The organism is Phytobacter sp. RSE-02 (assembly GCF_040578655.1).
GTDB lineage: Bacteria > Pseudomonadota > Gammaproteobacteria > Enterobacterales > Enterobacteriaceae > Phytobacter > Phytobacter diazotrophicus.
On the sequence record NZ_JBEULY010000011.1, the window covers coordinates 102,942 to 119,223 of the forward strand.

Sequence of the window (16,282 nt, forward strand, 5' to 3'; positions counted from 1 at the left end):
CAGAAATAGTGTCACACGTGAAAAACAGTGCGTTGATGTGCTCATAAGAACATTCTCAGAATAATATTCTGAAATCCACATTTCCCTTAGTAGGGTAACGCATTAACAACGCTTCCCGATAGTGAGTCAGATCACATTACTCTGCCGCTCCGCGCTGGGCTTATTGATTGTAAATAAGGTTAAATTGACTTACACATCAATTAATTAAGCATTCTTTAGCACATTATTAGATAAATAAGCCTGGCATTTGACCTGTGTACGGATTCCCGATAAGTTGGGAATCCGCTGGAAGCTTTCTGGATGAGTGGTCTGCTCATCATATTTATGCAGTTATTGAGATTCCCTCTTAAGCAAGTCCTCAACACTTGTGTACCGATGCGAAAAGGAAATTAAAGAGGGCGACATGCGAGGCTTTATTAGCCCCGTCGCCATGCTCTTGCTGTGCCCGCGCGCAATCGGTATCGGATGGGAATCCCGCAGAGCCTGGGGAGGTTCACTGATATGTTGTACGATAAATCCCTTGAGAGGGATAACTGTGGTTTCGGCCTGATCGCCCACATAGAAGGCGAACCTAGCCACAAGGTAGTGCGTACCGCTATTCACGCACTGGCCCGCATGCAGCACCGTGGCGCAATCCTCGCTGATGGTAAAACCGGCGACGGTTGCGGTCTGCTGCTGCAAAAACCCGATCGTTTCTTCCGTATCGTTGCGGAAGAGCGCGGCTGGCGTTTAGCCAAAAACTATGCCGTTGGTATGCTGTTCCTGAATAAGGATCCAGAAAAAGCCAGCACATCTCGCCGTATTGTAGAAGAAGAACTTCAACGTGAGACCCTGTCTATTGTCGGCTGGCGCGATGTGCCAACCAACGAAGGGGTACTCGGTGAAATCGCCCTCTCCTCGCTGCCTCGTATTGAGCAAATTTTTGTTAACGCCCCGGCTGGCTGGCGCCCGCGTGATATGGAGCGCCGTCTGTTTATTGCCCGTCGTCGCATTGAAAAGCGTCTGCAGGAAGATAAAGAGTTCTACGTTTGTAGCCTCTCTAACCTGGTGAACATCTATAAAGGTCTGTGTATGCCGGCTGACCTGCCGCGCTTCTACCTGGACCTGGCGGATCTGCGTCTGGAATCGGCCATTTGCCTGTTCCACCAGCGCTTCTCCACCAACACCGTACCGCGCTGGCCGCTGGCACAGCCGTTCCGCTATCTGGCGCATAACGGTGAAATCAACACCATCACCGGTAACCGTCAGTGGGCACGCGCGCGTACCTACAAATTCCAGACCCCGCTGATCCCGGATCTGCATGATGCTGCGCCGTTTGTCAACGAAACCGGCTCTGACTCCAGCTCCATGGATAACATGCTCGAACTGCTGCTGGCAGGCGGGATGGATATCGTGCGCGCCATGCGCCTGCTGGTGCCACCGGCCTGGCAGAACAACCCGGATATGGACCCGGACCTGCGCGCCTTCTTCGATTTTAACTCCATGCATATGGAACCCTGGGATGGCCCGGCGGGCATCGTCATGTCCGATGGCCGTTTCGCGGCCTGTAACCTGGACCGTAACGGCCTGCGTCCGGCACGCTATGTCATCACCAAAGATAAGCTGATCACCTGTGCCTCCGAAGTGGGCATCTGGGATTATCAGCCTGACGAAGTGGTCGAAAAAGGCCGCGTCGGTCCGGGCGAGCTGATGGTTATCGATACCCGTGGCGGTCGCATTCTGCACTCCGCAGAGACCGATGACGATCTGAAAAGCCGCCATCCTTATAAAGAATGGATGGCGAAAAACGTTCGCCGTCTGGTGCCGTTTGAAGATCTGGCCGATGACCAGGTTGGCATCCGCGAAATGGATGACGACCTGCTGACAAGCTATCAGAAGCAGTTTAACTACAGCTTCGAAGAGCTCGATTCTGTTATCCGCGTACTCGGTGAAAACGGTCAGGAAGCGGTCGGCTCCATGGGTGACGATACCCCGTTTGCTGTGCTCTCCAGCCAGCCGCGTATCATTTACGACTACTTCCGCCAGCAGTTCGCACAGGTGACGAACCCACCGATTGACCCGCTGCGTGAAGCCCATGTGATGTCGCTGGCCACCAGTATCGGTCGTGAGATGAATGTCTTCTGTGAAGCAGAAGGCCAGGCACACCGTCTGAGCTTCAAATCGCCGATCCTGCTGTACTCCGATTTCACGCAGCTCACCACCATGAAAGAGGAGCACTATCGCGCAGATGTGCTGGACATCACTTTCGATGTGACCGAAACCTCGCTGGAAGAGACGGTGAGAGCGCTGTGCGATAAAGCAGAACAGATGGTGCGTAACGGCACCGTGCTGCTGGTGCTGTCTGACCGTAACATCGCTAAAAACCGTCTGCCGGTACCGGCACCAATGGCGGTTGGCGCGGTGCAGACCCGTCTGGTTGAGAAAAGCCTGCGCTGCGATGCCAACATCATCGTAGAAACCGCCAGTGCCCGTGACCCGCACCATTTTGCAGTGCTGCTGGGCTTCGGCGCCACCGCGATTTATCCGTACCTGGCGTACGAAACGCTGGCAAAACTGGTCGATACCAAAGCCATTGAGAAGAATTACCGCACGGTGATGCTGAACTACCGCAACGGCATCAACAAAGGGCTGTACAAGATCATGTCCAAAATGGGCATCTCGACGATTGCCTCTTACCGTTGCTCAAAACTGTTCGAAGCCGTCGGTCTGCACGAAGAGGTTTCCGAACTCTGCTTCCAGGGCGTGGTCAGCCGTATCAGCGGCGCAGGTTTTGCTGACTTCCAGCAGGATCTGCTGAACCTCTCCAAACGCGCCTGGCTGGCACGTAAACCGCTCGAAGCAGGCGGTCTGCTGAAATACGTTCACGGCGGTGAATACCACGCCTATAACCCGGATGTGGTGCGCACCCTGCAACAAGCCGTCCAAAGCGGTGAATACAGCGACTATCAGCAGTACGCCAAACTGGTGAATGAGCGTCCGGCTGCGACCCTGCGCGACCTGCTGGCTATCACGCCGAACGGCGAAACCGTCAGCATCAACGACGTTGAACCGGCAAGCGAACTGTTCAAACGCTTTGATACTGCGGCAATGTCCATCGGCGCATTGAGCCCGGAAGCGCATGAAGCGCTGGCAGAAGCCATGAACAGCCTCGGCGGCTTCTCCAACTCCGGTGAAGGCGGCGAAGACCCGGCGCGCTATGGCACCAACAAAGTTTCACGCATTAAACAGGTCGCTTCCGGTCGCTTCGGCGTCACCCCGGCGTATCTGGTCAATGCTGACGTGATTCAGATTAAAGTCGCTCAAGGTGCGAAACCGGGTGAAGGTGGTCAGTTACCGGGCGATAAAGTGACCCCGTACATCGCTAAACTGCGCTATTCCGTACCGGGCGTGACGCTGATTTCTCCGCCGCCGCACCACGATATCTACTCTATCGAGGATCTGGCGCAACTGATTTTCGACCTGAAACAGGTCAACCCGAAAGCGATGATCTCCGTGAAGCTGGTTTCCGAACCGGGCGTCGGCACCATCGCGACCGGCGTGGCGAAAGCCTATGCGGATCTCATCACCATCGCCGGCTACGATGGCGGTACCGGTGCGAGCCCGCTGTCATCGGTGAAATACGCGGGTTGTCCGTGGGAACTGGGCCTGGTGGAAACCCAACAGGCGCTGGTGGCCAACGGTCTGCGCCACAAAATTCGTTTACAGACAGATGGCGGTCTGAAAACCGGCCAGGACATCATCAAAGCGGCAATTCTGGGTGCGGAAAGCTTCGGCTTTGGTACCGGCCCGATGGTGGCGCTGGGCTGTAAATACCTGCGTATTTGCCACCTGAACAACTGCGCAACCGGCGTAGCAACTCAGGATGAAAAACTGCGTAAAAACCACTACCACGGTCTGCCGTTCAAAGTGACCAATTACTTTGAATTTATCGCCCGTGAAGTGCGTGAGTTAATGGCGCAGCTCGGCGTGAAACGCCTGGTGGATTTGATTGGCCGCACCGATCTGCTTAAAGAGCTGGACGGTTTCACCGCCAAACAACAGAAGCTGGATTTGTCGAAACTGCTGGAAACCGCCGAGCCGCATCCTGGCAAAGCGCTCTACTGCACCGAAAACAACCCGCCGTTCGACAACGGTGTGTTGAACGCGCAGTTGCTGCAGCAGGCCAAACCGTTTGTCGACGAACGCCAGAGCAAAACGTTCTGGTTTGATATCCGCAACACGGACCGTTCTGTCGGTGCGTCTTTGTCTGGCTACATCGCGCAAACGCATGGCGATCAGGGGCTGGCGGCGGATCCGATTACCGTGCACTTTAGCGGTACCGCAGGCCAGAGCTTTGGCGTCTGGAACGCCGGTGGCGTTGAGCTGTATCTGACTGGCGATGCCAACGACTACGTAGGCAAGGGCATGGCAGGCGGTTTAGTCGCGGTACGTCCGCCGGTAGGCTCTGCTTATCGTAGCCACGAGGCCAGCATTATCGGTAACACCTGCCTGTATGGCGCAACCGGTGGTCGTCTGTATGCCGCAGGCCGTGCGGGTGAACGTTTCGGCGTGCGTAACTCCGGCGCGATTACTGTCGTGGAAGGCATCGGCGATAACGGTTGTGAATATATGACCGGCGGTATCGTCTGTATCCTCGGTAAAACAGGCGTGAACTTTGGCGCAGGGATGACCGGCGGCTTCGCCTATGTCCTGGATGAAGACGGCGAGTTCCGCAAACGTGTGAACCCGGAACTGGTGGAAGTGCTGAGCGTCGATGACCTCGCCATCCACGAAGAGCATCTGCGCGGTCTGATAACCGAGCATGTGCAGCATACCGGTTCATCTCGCGGCGAAGAAATTCTGGCTAACTGGCCAGCCTTCGCGGAGAAATTCGCACTGGTTAAACCGAAGTCCAGTGATGTGAAAGCACTGTTGGGTCATCGTAGTCGTAGCGCAGCAGAGCTGCGTGTGCAGGCGCAGTAAGGGGCAGCAATGAGTCAGAACGTATACCAGTTTATCGACTTACAGCGCGTGGATCCGCCAAAGAAACCGCTGAAGATCCGTAAGATTGAATTTATTGAAATCTACGAGCCATTTTCGGAAGGCCAGGCCAAGGCGCAGGCAGATCGCTGCCTCTCCTGTGGTAACCCGTACTGCGAATGGAAATGTCCGGTCCATAACTACATCCCGAACTGGCTGAAACTGGCCAACGAAGGGCGTATTTTTGAGGCCGCTGAACTGTCTCACCAGACTAACACCTTGCCGGAAGTCTGCGGGCGCGTTTGCCCGCAGGACCGCCTGTGTGAAGGTTCCTGTACGCTAAATGATGAGTTCGGCGCGGTCACCATCGGTAACATCGAACGCTACATCAATGATAAAGCGTTCGAGATGGGCTGGCGCCCGGATATGACCGGCGTGAAGCAGACGGACAAACGCGTGGCGATTATCGGTGCAGGTCCGGCAGGTCTGGCATGCGCCGATGTGCTGACCCGTAATGGCGTCAAAGCAGTGGTGTTTGACCGCCATCCGGAAATCGGTGGTCTACTCACCTTCGGTATCCCGGCATTCAAGCTGGAAAAAGAGGTGATGACCCGCCGTCGCGAAATCTTCACTGGCATGGGGATTGAATTCAAGCTGAATACCGAAGTCGGTCGTGACGTACAGCTTGATGACTTGCTGAAAGATTATGACGCGGTATTCCTTGGCGTCGGCACCTATCAGTCGATGCGTGGCGGCCTGGAAAACGAAGATGCCGATGGCGTATTCGACGCTCTGCCGTTCCTTATTGCGAACACCAGGCAGATCATGGGCTTTAGTGACTCCGCTGAGGAACCGTATATCAGCATGGAAGGCAAACGCGTTGTTGTTCTGGGTGGTGGCGACACCGCAATGGACTGCGTGCGTACCTCCATCCGCCAGGGTGCGAAGAACGTTATTTGTGCTTACCGTCGCGACGAGGAAAACATGCCAGGCTCTCGCCGTGAAGTGAAAAACGCGCGCGAAGAGGGTGTGGAATTCCAGTTTAACGTGCAGCCGCTGGGTGTCGAAGTGAATGCCAACGGTAAAGTCTGCGGCGTGAAAATGGCGCGTACCGAAATGGGTGCGCCAGATGCCAAAGGCCGTCGTCGTGCGGAGATCGTTGCGGGTTCCGAACATGTGGTACCGGCTGATGCGGTCGTGATGGCGTTTGGTTTCCGCCCACACAGCATGGAATGGCTGGCGAAACACAGCGTCGAGCTGGACTCTCAGGGCCGCATCATCGCCCCGGAAGGCAGCGAGAACGCGTTCCAGACCAGCAACCCGAAAATCTTTGCCGGTGGCGATATCGTTCGCGGCTCCGATCTGGTGGTCACCGCCATCGCCGAAGGCCGTAAGGCAGCAGACGGCATCCTCAACTGGCTTGAAGTATAAGGGTTTTCCCGGAAATCCAGGGCAGGCAAGAAAAAGCCGGATGGTGTACCATCCGGCTTTTTTTATGCCGTAAGCAGGCTGGCACAGACCTTAATCACCACCTTTTTAATCTCTTGCGCAGTACCCACCATACACCCCGGTTTATGTGGCTCACCCGGCATAAAAATCGCGAACATGCCAGGCGTTAGCGTGACAACCTGCCCGGCACAAATCGCGGCGCAAAGCTGATAATCGTCCTCAACATGCCAGTCATCGCACTGCCGTGCAGACCCTGGAGTGCCATACAAAATGCGCTCTTCACCCGCCAGCAATAGCTGGATATCAATGTATTGCGCATGCAGCTCGGCCTTCTTCTGTTCCGCGGGTTGTGTGGAAAATTGCATGATGTTCATAAAGATAGCATCACCCTGTAGCGGGTAACTCCCCGGCGGCTTTTCCTGCACGCGCGCATCCAGTGCCAGCGTCAGCGCATTCAGCAGCACCGGATGCAACCCCGAGTGGGCGAGCGACGCCAGTTCACCTGTCATCATTTTTTCACTCCTTGTGCCAGCAGCGCGGCACCCAGTAAGCCTGCATCATGGCGATAGTGCGCCTCACTTAACACCACCCGATAGACTGATGGCTCCAGGGCCAGACACGCACGCACTAGCGTCAGATACCCCGGTGCAAGGCCAATACTGCCGCCCACCACCACACGTTGGCAGTCCGTGGTCGCCTTCACATCGGCAACGAGGCGCGCCAGCGTCTGCGCCGAGCGCTGAACCAGTTCACGCGCCTGCGCATGCCCATTTGCAGCATGGGCAAAAATGGCCTTCGCATCGCAGCCTGCCAGATCACCCTGCGCCGCTGCCGCGATACCGCGCCCGGAAGCGATCGCTTCAACGCATCCCACTCGCCCACAGCCGCAGCGCGGACCGCCAGGATCGGCAAGCGTATGGCCCAAATGGCCTGCCAGCCCCTCATGGCCCATACGCAGCACACCATCGCTCACCACACCGCCGCCTACGCCAGTGGATACGGTGATAAACACCATATCGTCGATGCTCGCGCCCAGTGCGTGGTACTCCGCCCAGGCAGCGGCCTGCGCATCATTCACCGCCAGCGCAGGCAAGCCTGTTATCTCCGTCAGGCCAGAAGCCAGCGGAAAATGCAGCAGACCGCCCAGATTTTGTGGATTGATCGCCTGCAAGGTACCTTCACGAATAATTCCGGTTGAGGCAACTGCCACCTGCCGGGCCTGAGAGGCAAGCGGGGCGACCAACGCCAGGAGTGCCGCCCGCAGGGCATCCGGGGTTTTGCTGGCAGGTGTGGGCAACTCACGGCGTTGGTGAATCTGCAGGTCACCGTCCACCAGCGCGGCAGCAAGCTTGGTGCCACCGATATCAATCGCCAGCGTGGTCATGTCGCTGCCTCCTGGAGTGCATCGCAATACCACTGGCAAATGTACTCCAGCCGCGTAATGGCTGAGCCGACGGTCACCGCCCATGCTCCATGACGCTTCGCCTGCGCCGCCAGTTCGGGCGAGTTATAGCGCCCTTCCGCCATCACCCGGCATCCGGCCTGACTGAGCGTGGTGACCAGCGCCAGGTCCGGTTCTGCGGGGGTGTGTTCGCTGGTGTAGCCAGACAGCGTGGTGCCAATCAACTCCGCTCCTGCTTGCTGGCAATACAAGCCATCCTGCTCGCAGGAACAATCGGCCATCGCGATAAGCCCGTGGTGATGTATACGCGCCAATAATTCACGCACCGCAACCGGACGAACACGATCGGTACCATCAATGGCGATAATATCTGCCCCCGCCTGTGCCAGCGCATCGACATCCTCAGCGTAAGGGGTAATGCGCACCGGGGAGTCCGTTAAGTCGCGTTTAATGATGCCGATGATGGGTAGTGTTACAGCCTGACGGACGGCACGCAGGTTGTTAATGCCTTCAATACGTACCGCCACCGCCCCGGCCTGCTGGGCGGCCAGTGCCATCGCCGCCACGATGTCCGGCTTATCCAGCGGGCTATCCGGAACAGGCTGGCAGGAGACCACCAGCCCACCCTGGCGGCCAATTTGTGCATCCATTTTCGCTATCAGAGACATGTCTGGTTATCCTTTCGTTTTTAATAACCCGTTCTTACCATCGCTGTGGCTGACCGCGCCGCTGAATGGCTTACCATCGATCGCATCATGGGTACGCAGCGCTTCGGGGCGTAGCCAACGCTGTACGCGCGACGGCATATCCAGCCCAATCAACAGGATCACCACAAATGTCAGGCTAAAGGAGAGCGATCCCAGTGCGGTACCCAGATCCAGACGCTGAGCGATCAGCGCCCCCAGGATTGGTGCCAGTGCGCCGCCCAAGGCCCCAACGTTGTAGGTGAATCCCAAACCTGCCGCACGCTGGTCGGTATCGAAGTAGCCGCCGATCAGTTTAGGCAGAATGCCTGAGATCCCCTGCCCCAGCATTTGCTGGAAGAAGAGCAGAAAACCGAGAACCCATACGCTGGTGCCACCAATGGCAAACACCGGGATGATCAGAATTTGTGAGGCGAGAAGACTGTAGACGTAGGCTTTGCGCGTCCCCAACCAGTCGCCCAGAAAACCGCCAACACAACAGCCCACCGCCGCGCCAAAGCCGCTAAAGAACAGCACTTTAGCTACCGTCGCAGGCGAATAGGCCAGTTCGGTTTTGAGGTAAGTCGGCAACAGCGACTGGATGGGCCACGAGTAGAGAAACGCAAAGAGCACTACCACCATCAGCATTACGCCGGTTGGCCAGCGTTTTCCGCTGCTTTGCACCATAAAGCTGATAAAGATAAACGCGCACACCAGACCAAGAATCGCCACCAGCGCGGCATTCTTCATTTCACCGGCAAAGCAGTACCACAATGAGGTCGCGGCAATGACTGTCATCGCCACGTTTATTACGCGATGTTTGCCGCGATACAGAATATCCACCATCGTGCGTACCGGCGCTTTACCCGCATGTCTCTCTTTCCAGTCTTCCGCTTCCGGAATGTTTTTCCTCAGCCACAGGGCAAAGACGATGGGCAAAATGCCGATGAAAAACAGCGCGCGCCAGCCCCAGACGGGCACTACCAGGCTGTAGACCTGCGCCGCGATAACGGCCCCGACGGAGAAGCCGGAAATCAAAAAGCCGCTGGCTTTGTTTCGCAACTGTCGGGGCCAGCTTTCAATCACATAAGTCGCGCTGGAGCCATACTCTCCGGCCATCCCCATACCGATCACCAGCCGGGCGATAAACATGGTGGTGAAGCCAGGGGCCAACCCGCAGGCCAGCGTACCGCATGAGAACAGAAGGATACTGGTGACCATCGCCAACCGTCGGCCGTAGCGGTCACCCATTGCGCCCAACATCAGCCCTCCAAACCAACGGGAGATAAAGGCTGCGGAGATGAGGCTTGCCGCCTGTACCGTCGTCAGACCAAATTCGCTCTGAATTTCCGTTAACACCAACGCGATAAGGACAAAATCAAAACCGTCGAGCAGATAGCCCAGCCAGGCGGCGCAGAAAGCCCGCCATTGCGCCCGATCAAGATGGCGATACCATGGGATATTTTGCATAGCAGTACTCATGTGATACTCCCGCGATGGGAGCTGCCCATCGCTTTTGTAGACCGACAGAGTTAAGAGCGGCTCCGTCTGTCCGGTCAGCGCAGCGCTTCCGGACAGACAGCTCCGGATCACTGTTGTTGTTCTTTCTCTTGTTGCAGTGCTGCCGCCAGCGCTTTAAGTTCTGGCAAATATTTTTCCGCCACCGGTGCGAACGGCTTACGACACAGCGGTACCGCCAGGACATCCATGTAGTGCAGCACCGTTTTCAGACCGCGGAAAACACCGACTTTGATCAGCAGATCGATAACCTCATTGCATTGCGCCTGCAGGCGCTGCGCGGTGGCAATGTCGCCCATTTGCAGCGCGCGAACGATGCCCAGATAGCGCCAACCCATGATGTTGTAAGTACTGCCGATTCCACCATCCGCGCCCGCCATCAGCCCGGATGCAAAGATCTCGTCATAACCGTTATAGAGCACCAGATCCGGATTCGCCCGGCGGATCTGCTCCATCTGGAAGAGATCGCCAGATGTTTGTTTCAGCGCGCCCACGCCCGGCAGGGTAACCAGCGTGTCGATTTGATCCAGCGTGAGTTTCACCCCACTCAGCGCCGGAATGTTGTAAACCACCATCGGCAGACCATTAGCGGCGTCGATCACTGCACGATAGTGGTCGCAGTGCTCTTCAAAGCTGAACGGATAGTAGAACGGAGTAACGGCAGAGACGGCGTCAAAACCATAGCGGCTGGCCGCCTGCGCAAGCTGCCGGGTTTCGTGGGTGCTGACGGTGCCGACATGGGCAATCAGCGTCAGTTTGCCTTTCGCCTCTTCGGCGACTACCTCCAGTACCTGTTCACGCTCAGCAATGCTTTGCACGAACGCTTCCCCGGTAGATCCCCCCACATACAGCCCATCGATCCCCTGATTGATGTTAAAACGCACCAGACGGCGCAGGCTCTCGGTATCCAGCTTTTCGCTGGCATCAAACGGGGTCAACAGCGCGGCCATCACCCCTCTTAACTGAGCAGTCATCATCTTCTCCTGTTGCATGAGTGCGTTTTGACTATATACCTTTATACCTATTATACCAGTGCAAATGATCGCCATCGGGGAGAGAAAACGCTAAATGGGATCTAACGCACTAAACGATCGCTAGCGCGCAAAAGGGATCGGTCAATCAGTTGCTGGATTTTTGCTGTTTATCGAACGCGTGCCAGGTGGCGAAAACGCTGTTGAGGTGAACATGCAATGCGCGATCGGCGGCATCGGGATCGCGCTGGCGAATCGCATTGACGATCTCAATATGCTGCTGATAACTGAGGTTATTGTGCTGATGCAGCTCTTTTTCCGGCACCGTGGGGCGAGCTGCAATCAGCCAGTCCAGCAGGGCAACATGGATCGTCAGAAAGATAGGATTGCCGGGGATTTCAGCCAGTACGCGATGGAATTCAACATCGGAGCGAATAAATAGCGCGTTGTCGTCCAGCGACTGACTGTTCAGCTCCAGCGCCTTACCGAGACGTTCAATTTGCTCATCCGTGGCATGTTCCGCCGCATGGCGAACCAGGCTGGATTCGAAAAACAGGCGTAGCTGCTCAAAATGGGCAATACCACCGGGACGGGAGAGAAAATCTTTCGCCATGCCGGAAAGCTCGCCAATGATGGTATCGGCAGATGGGCGGGAAACGCGGGCGCGTTCACCGTTGCTGATTTGCACCAATCCTTTACGCTTGAGCGCCGCCAGCGCTTCGCGTACCGAGGGGCGGCCCACATTGAAAAACGCCATCAGCTCACGCTCGGAGGGCAGCACATCGCCTTCGGCAAACTCCCGGCGGCGGATCATCTGTTCGAGCTCTTCTTCCACCATCTCGGATAATTTTTTGCGCGCCAACGGACGGCGACGCAGCGTGCGCCCGATATTTTCAGCAGTGTTTTCAGCGTGCAAATCTGATGATTTCATAGCGCTCATGGCAGTGGAGTATGACAAATGTGATAGCAACTTCATCATATCACAGGAATATCTGACTGGCGAAGTTAGCACCAGAGGGGGAAGTCGGCGAGTGATGAGTAGGGATATTCCCGGGTGGCGCTTCGCTTACCCAGGCTACTCGCGCTAGTGTAGCCTGGGTAAGGTACTAACGTCGGTAGATCTCCTCCGTCAGATAATCTGGCCAGTTCTTTTCAAAGAAGATCGTCGAGAGGTCATCAAGCGTACGTAATGGCCGCTGCTCGACAACAAACTCGCCGTTGCGCCATGTCACCTGTATTTGCTCCTGCCGGTGCTCCGCCTTTTCAGAGATGAAACGAAACTCAGACAATACCCCTTCACGTGTTTGCGGTACGACGTCTCCCTGCGCAGAGCACAACATCCGTGCGCCACGGCTACCGCCGCCACGGGCAATATAGCTTTCCAGCGCCACCAGTAACGCTTCCGATGCCAGCGCCATCTGACGCCACTGGAGGCTAAACGCCGTCTGGTTCGGATGGGTTATAGCCACCCCGTTTTGCGCAATACGCTGATTGAGTCGACGGGCCGCCTGAACGGCGCCAGGTACCTGCCCGGCATCACAGACAAAACCGGCACGCTCACTCATGCGCTGCTGGATTTCGTCGCGAATATCGTCAATCCGCAACGCCTGAGGATGGCTGCTGTCACGCTGGATCTGCTGCAAAAGCTCAGCCGTTTCACGGGCAAAAAGAGATTCCGATGCGGCCCGTGGCGTCGCCGCGATATGCTTCGCGCAGCGCAGCCCAAAGACCTGTCCGGCATTGAGCGCCGCACCGCCGGGGCGCGTTACTCCGTGCGTGCCCGCCGCTTCGCCAATCGCATAACAGCCACTTAACGACGAATGGCCCCATGTATCTACCGCAATCCCGCCATTCATATGCTGGTGATTGACGTTAAACGGCAGCGGCTGTGTTGTCAGGTCATGACCATGATGTTTATAAAGCTCAATGGCCAGTGGGTTCATCCGCTGCAGGCGCGCAATCGGTAGCTCCAGACAGGCATCGTTATTGCGCAGATAGTGGTAAACATCCTCGTCCAGATTGCCAAGGGCAAAGGGTTCATCACCCGGTACCGGCAGCGGATTGCGGTTAAAATCCATATAGATCGTGCGCCCGGCCTGCGACTCATTGTAGATAGCCAAATCCACCAGACTGGAGCCAAAATCCAGCATTCGCGTGGCGTGAATCGGCCACTGATACCCCTTACGGAAGATATTCGAGGCCAGCTCCCGCGTGGTGCGATAGTAGCGGGCAAGAAAGTTATGCTCCTGGCCCTGCGCATCTATCGAGTAGATATAGGGCATGCTCTGCACGTAAGTACCGGAGAGATTCCAGGGAAACTCATCGCGCCGCGTACCGATACCAAACTGATGTTCCGTCAGGTTGACCGTCGCAATCCCCGCCTCCAGTGCCAGCCCCAGCGAACCAAAACAGCGCTTCGGGTAGACGCTGTCGCGGAACAATTCACCCGGTCCACCGGCCGCCAGGACTACAGTCGCGCTACGCATCAGACATAGCCCCCACGGGTTATCCTCTTGCCGTGCGCCTTTCACAATGGCCAGCACTCCGGCGACCCGGCGCTGCTCTCCTTCCCCTTCGGTGAGCAGACGTACGGCTGTCGCGTGATCGACAAACGGCACACCCAGCAGTACCGCCTCTTCCGCCAGCACTTTGACCATCAGGCGGGAAGTACGTGGCCCACAACTGGTTGCGCGGCCCACTTCATCGTGATCGGTCTGGTAGCGCAATACGGCGCCGTAGCGGTCCTCAGGTAAGGGAAGCCCCATGCTTTTCAGGCCGATAAATGCCTCCACCGAACCGACCGCTTCAACATACGCCGTGTCGGCATCCATCGCCCCACCCGCGCCGATAGCACTGGCGAGGGCTGTAAAATTATCGCCCCGGAAGCTGGTCGAAGCGGTATGCAGGGTCTGTTTATCCGATCCGGAGCAGGCCGATGTTCCCCAAAACAAGGTTTGGGTCGCCACCAGAACATCCACTTTGCGGCGACGCAACTCCACCGCCGCGCGCAGCCCGGCGGCGCCGCTGCCAATCACTAACGCCTCGCTGTGGTAGAGCGGAATGCGGTATCCCGCCACATCCAGCGTCTGTTGCGGCTGCGCCATCGTGACATGGCGCGGCATGGAGACATTCGTAAGCGCTTCCAGGATCGATTGCGGGATCGCTGTGGTCATGTTTTACCTCGTTAAACGCGTGATGACAGCCCGGATATTTCCATCTCTTTCACTGGCCTGGGCGCTTTACGCACCCCCAGCAGCAGTACCGAACTGACGACCATCACGCAGGCCGCAACAAACCAGACGGCAGACATGGAATATTTATCCGCGAAATAGCCCGCCAGGACGGGTGAAATCCCACCGGCCGTCATGCCGACATTCATCACAAAGCCAATGGCGGAGCCGCGAAGCTGTGGCGGTACCAGTTCGGCGGTAAAGGAGAGGACCAGCGGTGTGATGGGATAACCAAGCAGCCCCAGGAACAACACCAGAATCACCACGGCGAAGACCGGCAGTTGCAGAACCATCGCGGCCATCAGCAGGCTGCTGGCGAGCGTGATGCCTATCAACACTGCACGCTTACGCGAGAAGTCGCCACGGTCACATAAACGCCCAAGCAGAAAGCCCCCCAGCGCGCCGGTCAGCCCCAGCAGGCTGGCAATGGTTCCTGCGGTACTGATTGGCAGTTGTTTTACATTCATCAGGAAGGTCGGCGCCCACAGCAACACAATCCACCAGCCGCTCAGCAGCAGGAAGTAATAGAACGCCATAAGCATGACGGACTGGTTACGAAACAGTTGTTTTAACGGCACTTTTTCTTTTGTCGTGGCGACAACCACTTTTTTCGGCTCGTTTTTCACCATGAAGGCGTACGCCAGCGCTACCAGCAGACCCAGCGCCCCGGCGACATAGAACACGACGCGCCAACCGTACACCGGGCCGAGCATTGCACCGAGCCAGGTACCGAAGAAGCCGCCAATCGGATAACCCATCCAGTAAAGGGACATCACCGTCGTACGCTGTTTCTCGGTGGTAACGTTGGCCACTTCCAGCGATGCGGCGGGCCAAAAGACACCCTCGCCGATACCGGTCATCACGCGGTAAAAGATAAGCGATGTCAGACTACCCGCCACCCCCGTCAGGATCGTCGCGAGCGAGAACATCACTAAACCAAGAATGAGCACCGGTTTGCCGCTAAGTTTGTCGGCGATAATCCCGGAGATAAATAAGAAACCAATAAAGCCATAGAAGAATGAACTCATCAGGATCCCGGACTGGGCTCTACCGAGCCCAAAATCCGTCGCGATAAGTCCAATGGCGGAGGAGACAGTCATACGGTCGACGGAGTACATCATGTAGCCAAGGCCACACAGCACCGACACCAGTATCATCTTTTTTGTATCTGTATTCATAATTCCCTCGACTAACCTGGTAAGACTGACGAGACATCAGATACAGCCAAAATCTGATTAACAATGCGTTAAATGACGCGCTTTGCAGGTAGCGAGCACCGTATCCGGGTCACGTTGCCACCAGTCGTGTTCGGAGAAAATCTCCACTTCATGCGCCCCCTGATACCCCAGCGCCTCCACCGCCTGACGGGCGGCGCGAATGTCGATCACCCCATCCCCCATCATGCCGCGATCGAGCAGCAGATGCTGTGTCGGCACCAGCCAGTCGCAGATGTGAAAACCCAGGATACGTTTCCGTCCGGCGCGTTCGATCTGCTGGAAAAACTTTGGATCCCACCAGGTGTGGTAGAGATCGACGGCCATTCCTAACCCATCATCACCGAGCTCATCACACAGATCGTTGGCCTGCTCAAGGGTGTTTATGCAGGCGCGGTCCGCCGCATACATCGGGTGTAGCGGCTCAATCGCCAGCGGCATTCCTACCTTGCGCGAATACTCCAGCAGGCGGCCCAGACCATCCCGTACCTGGCTACGCGCGCCGGCAATATCTTTCGAATCACCCGGCAGGCCGCCCACCACCAGCACCAGACAGGCGGCATTCACTGCCAGTGCTTCATCTACCGCCCGGCGGTTATCGTCATCCGCCGCACGGCGTGCCGCCTCATCGATGCCGGGAAACATCCCGCCGCGGCAATAGCCGCTGACGGTCAGTTCGTTACTGCGGATCATCTGCGCGGTGCGTTCTAACCCCAGCGCCTGGACCTGATCGCGCCACGGCGAGATGCCGCGAATGTCATGACGGGCGCAGCCGTCGATGATCTTATCCAGCGTCCACTGCTTACGGACGGTGGCGGTATTCATCGATAAACGACGTGGATCGGGCTGTTGCATA

General features: G+C 56.9%; 11 protein-coding genes. 2 read left to right on the plus strand and 9 right to left on the minus strand.

Annotation, left to right across the window (positions count from 1 at the left end):
* The first annotated feature begins 501 nt into the window (after positions 1-501).
* Positions 502-4,962 carry a glutamate synthase large subunit gene (gene gltB, locus ABU190_RS20555; protein WP_354692259.1) on the plus strand — a complete coding sequence of 1,487 codons (4,461 nt, stop codon included), beginning with the start codon at positions 502-504 and terminating at the stop codon, positions 4,960-4,962.
* Positions 4,963-4,971: 9 nt separating this feature from the next.
* Positions 4,972-6,390 (plus strand): glutamate synthase small subunit, encoded by a 1,419-nt coding sequence (locus ABU190_RS20560; RefSeq protein ID WP_271849902.1) that lies wholly within the window; start codon positions 4,972-4,974, stop codon positions 6,388-6,390.
* A 62-nt stretch (positions 6,391-6,452) separates the two neighbouring features.
* Here ABU190_RS20560 and nanQ read toward each other — a convergent pair whose 3' ends face one another.
* The 9 genes from nanQ to ABU190_RS20605 all read right to left on the minus strand — a co-directional run bounded on the left by nanQ (position 6,453) and on the right by ABU190_RS20605 (position 16,281).
* On the minus strand, positions 6,453-6,920 hold the full coding sequence (gene nanQ / locus ABU190_RS20565) for an N-acetylneuraminate anomerase (protein WP_354692260.1): 468 nt from the start codon (positions 6,918-6,920) through the stop codon (positions 6,453-6,455).
* Positions 6,917-7,792, minus strand: coding sequence for an N-acetylmannosamine kinase (locus tag ABU190_RS20570; protein WP_354692261.1), 876 nt, complete (start codon positions 7,790-7,792; stop codon positions 6,917-6,919). The genes nanQ and ABU190_RS20570 overlap by 4 nt, the downstream gene beginning before the upstream one ends.
* The gene (locus tag ABU190_RS20575) at positions 7,789-8,478 is read right to left on the minus strand and encodes an N-acetylmannosamine-6-phosphate 2-epimerase (RefSeq protein WP_354692262.1); all 690 of its coding nucleotides are present in this window, start codon (positions 8,476-8,478) and stop codon (positions 7,789-7,791) included. The genes ABU190_RS20570 and ABU190_RS20575 overlap by 4 nt, the downstream gene beginning before the upstream one ends.
* Before the next feature lie 6 nt (positions 8,479-8,484).
* A complete protein-coding gene (locus ABU190_RS20580; RefSeq protein WP_193794481.1) occupies positions 8,485-9,975 on the minus strand; it encodes an MFS transporter in 1,491 nt (496 codons plus the stop codon).
* A 107-nt stretch (positions 9,976-10,082) separates the two neighbouring features.
* On the minus strand, positions 10,083-10,985 hold the full coding sequence (nanA, locus tag ABU190_RS20585; RefSeq protein WP_354692278.1) for an N-acetylneuraminate lyase: 903 nt from the start codon (positions 10,983-10,985) through the stop codon (positions 10,083-10,085).
* A 145-nt stretch (positions 10,986-11,130) separates the two neighbouring features.
* Positions 11,131-11,922, minus strand: coding sequence for a transcriptional regulator NanR (nanR, locus tag ABU190_RS20590; RefSeq protein WP_354692279.1), 792 nt, complete (start codon positions 11,920-11,922; stop codon positions 11,131-11,133).
* A 166-nt stretch (positions 11,923-12,088) separates the two neighbouring features.
* Positions 12,089-14,155 carry an FAD-binding protein gene (locus ABU190_RS20595; RefSeq protein ID WP_354692263.1) on the minus strand — a complete coding sequence of 689 codons (2,067 nt, stop codon included), beginning with the start codon at positions 14,153-14,155 and terminating at the stop codon, positions 12,089-12,091.
* Positions 14,156-14,166: 11 nt separating this feature from the next.
* On the minus strand, positions 14,167-15,390 hold the full coding sequence (locus tag ABU190_RS20600; RefSeq protein WP_071194427.1) for an MFS transporter: 1,224 nt from the start codon (positions 15,388-15,390) through the stop codon (positions 14,167-14,169).
* Between the two features lie 57 nt (positions 15,391-15,447).
* Entirely contained in the window at positions 15,448-16,281 is an 834-nt protein-coding gene (locus ABU190_RS20605) for a sugar phosphate isomerase/epimerase family protein (RefSeq protein ID WP_271849895.1), read from the minus strand.
* Between the last annotated feature and the right edge of the window lies 1 nt (position 16,282).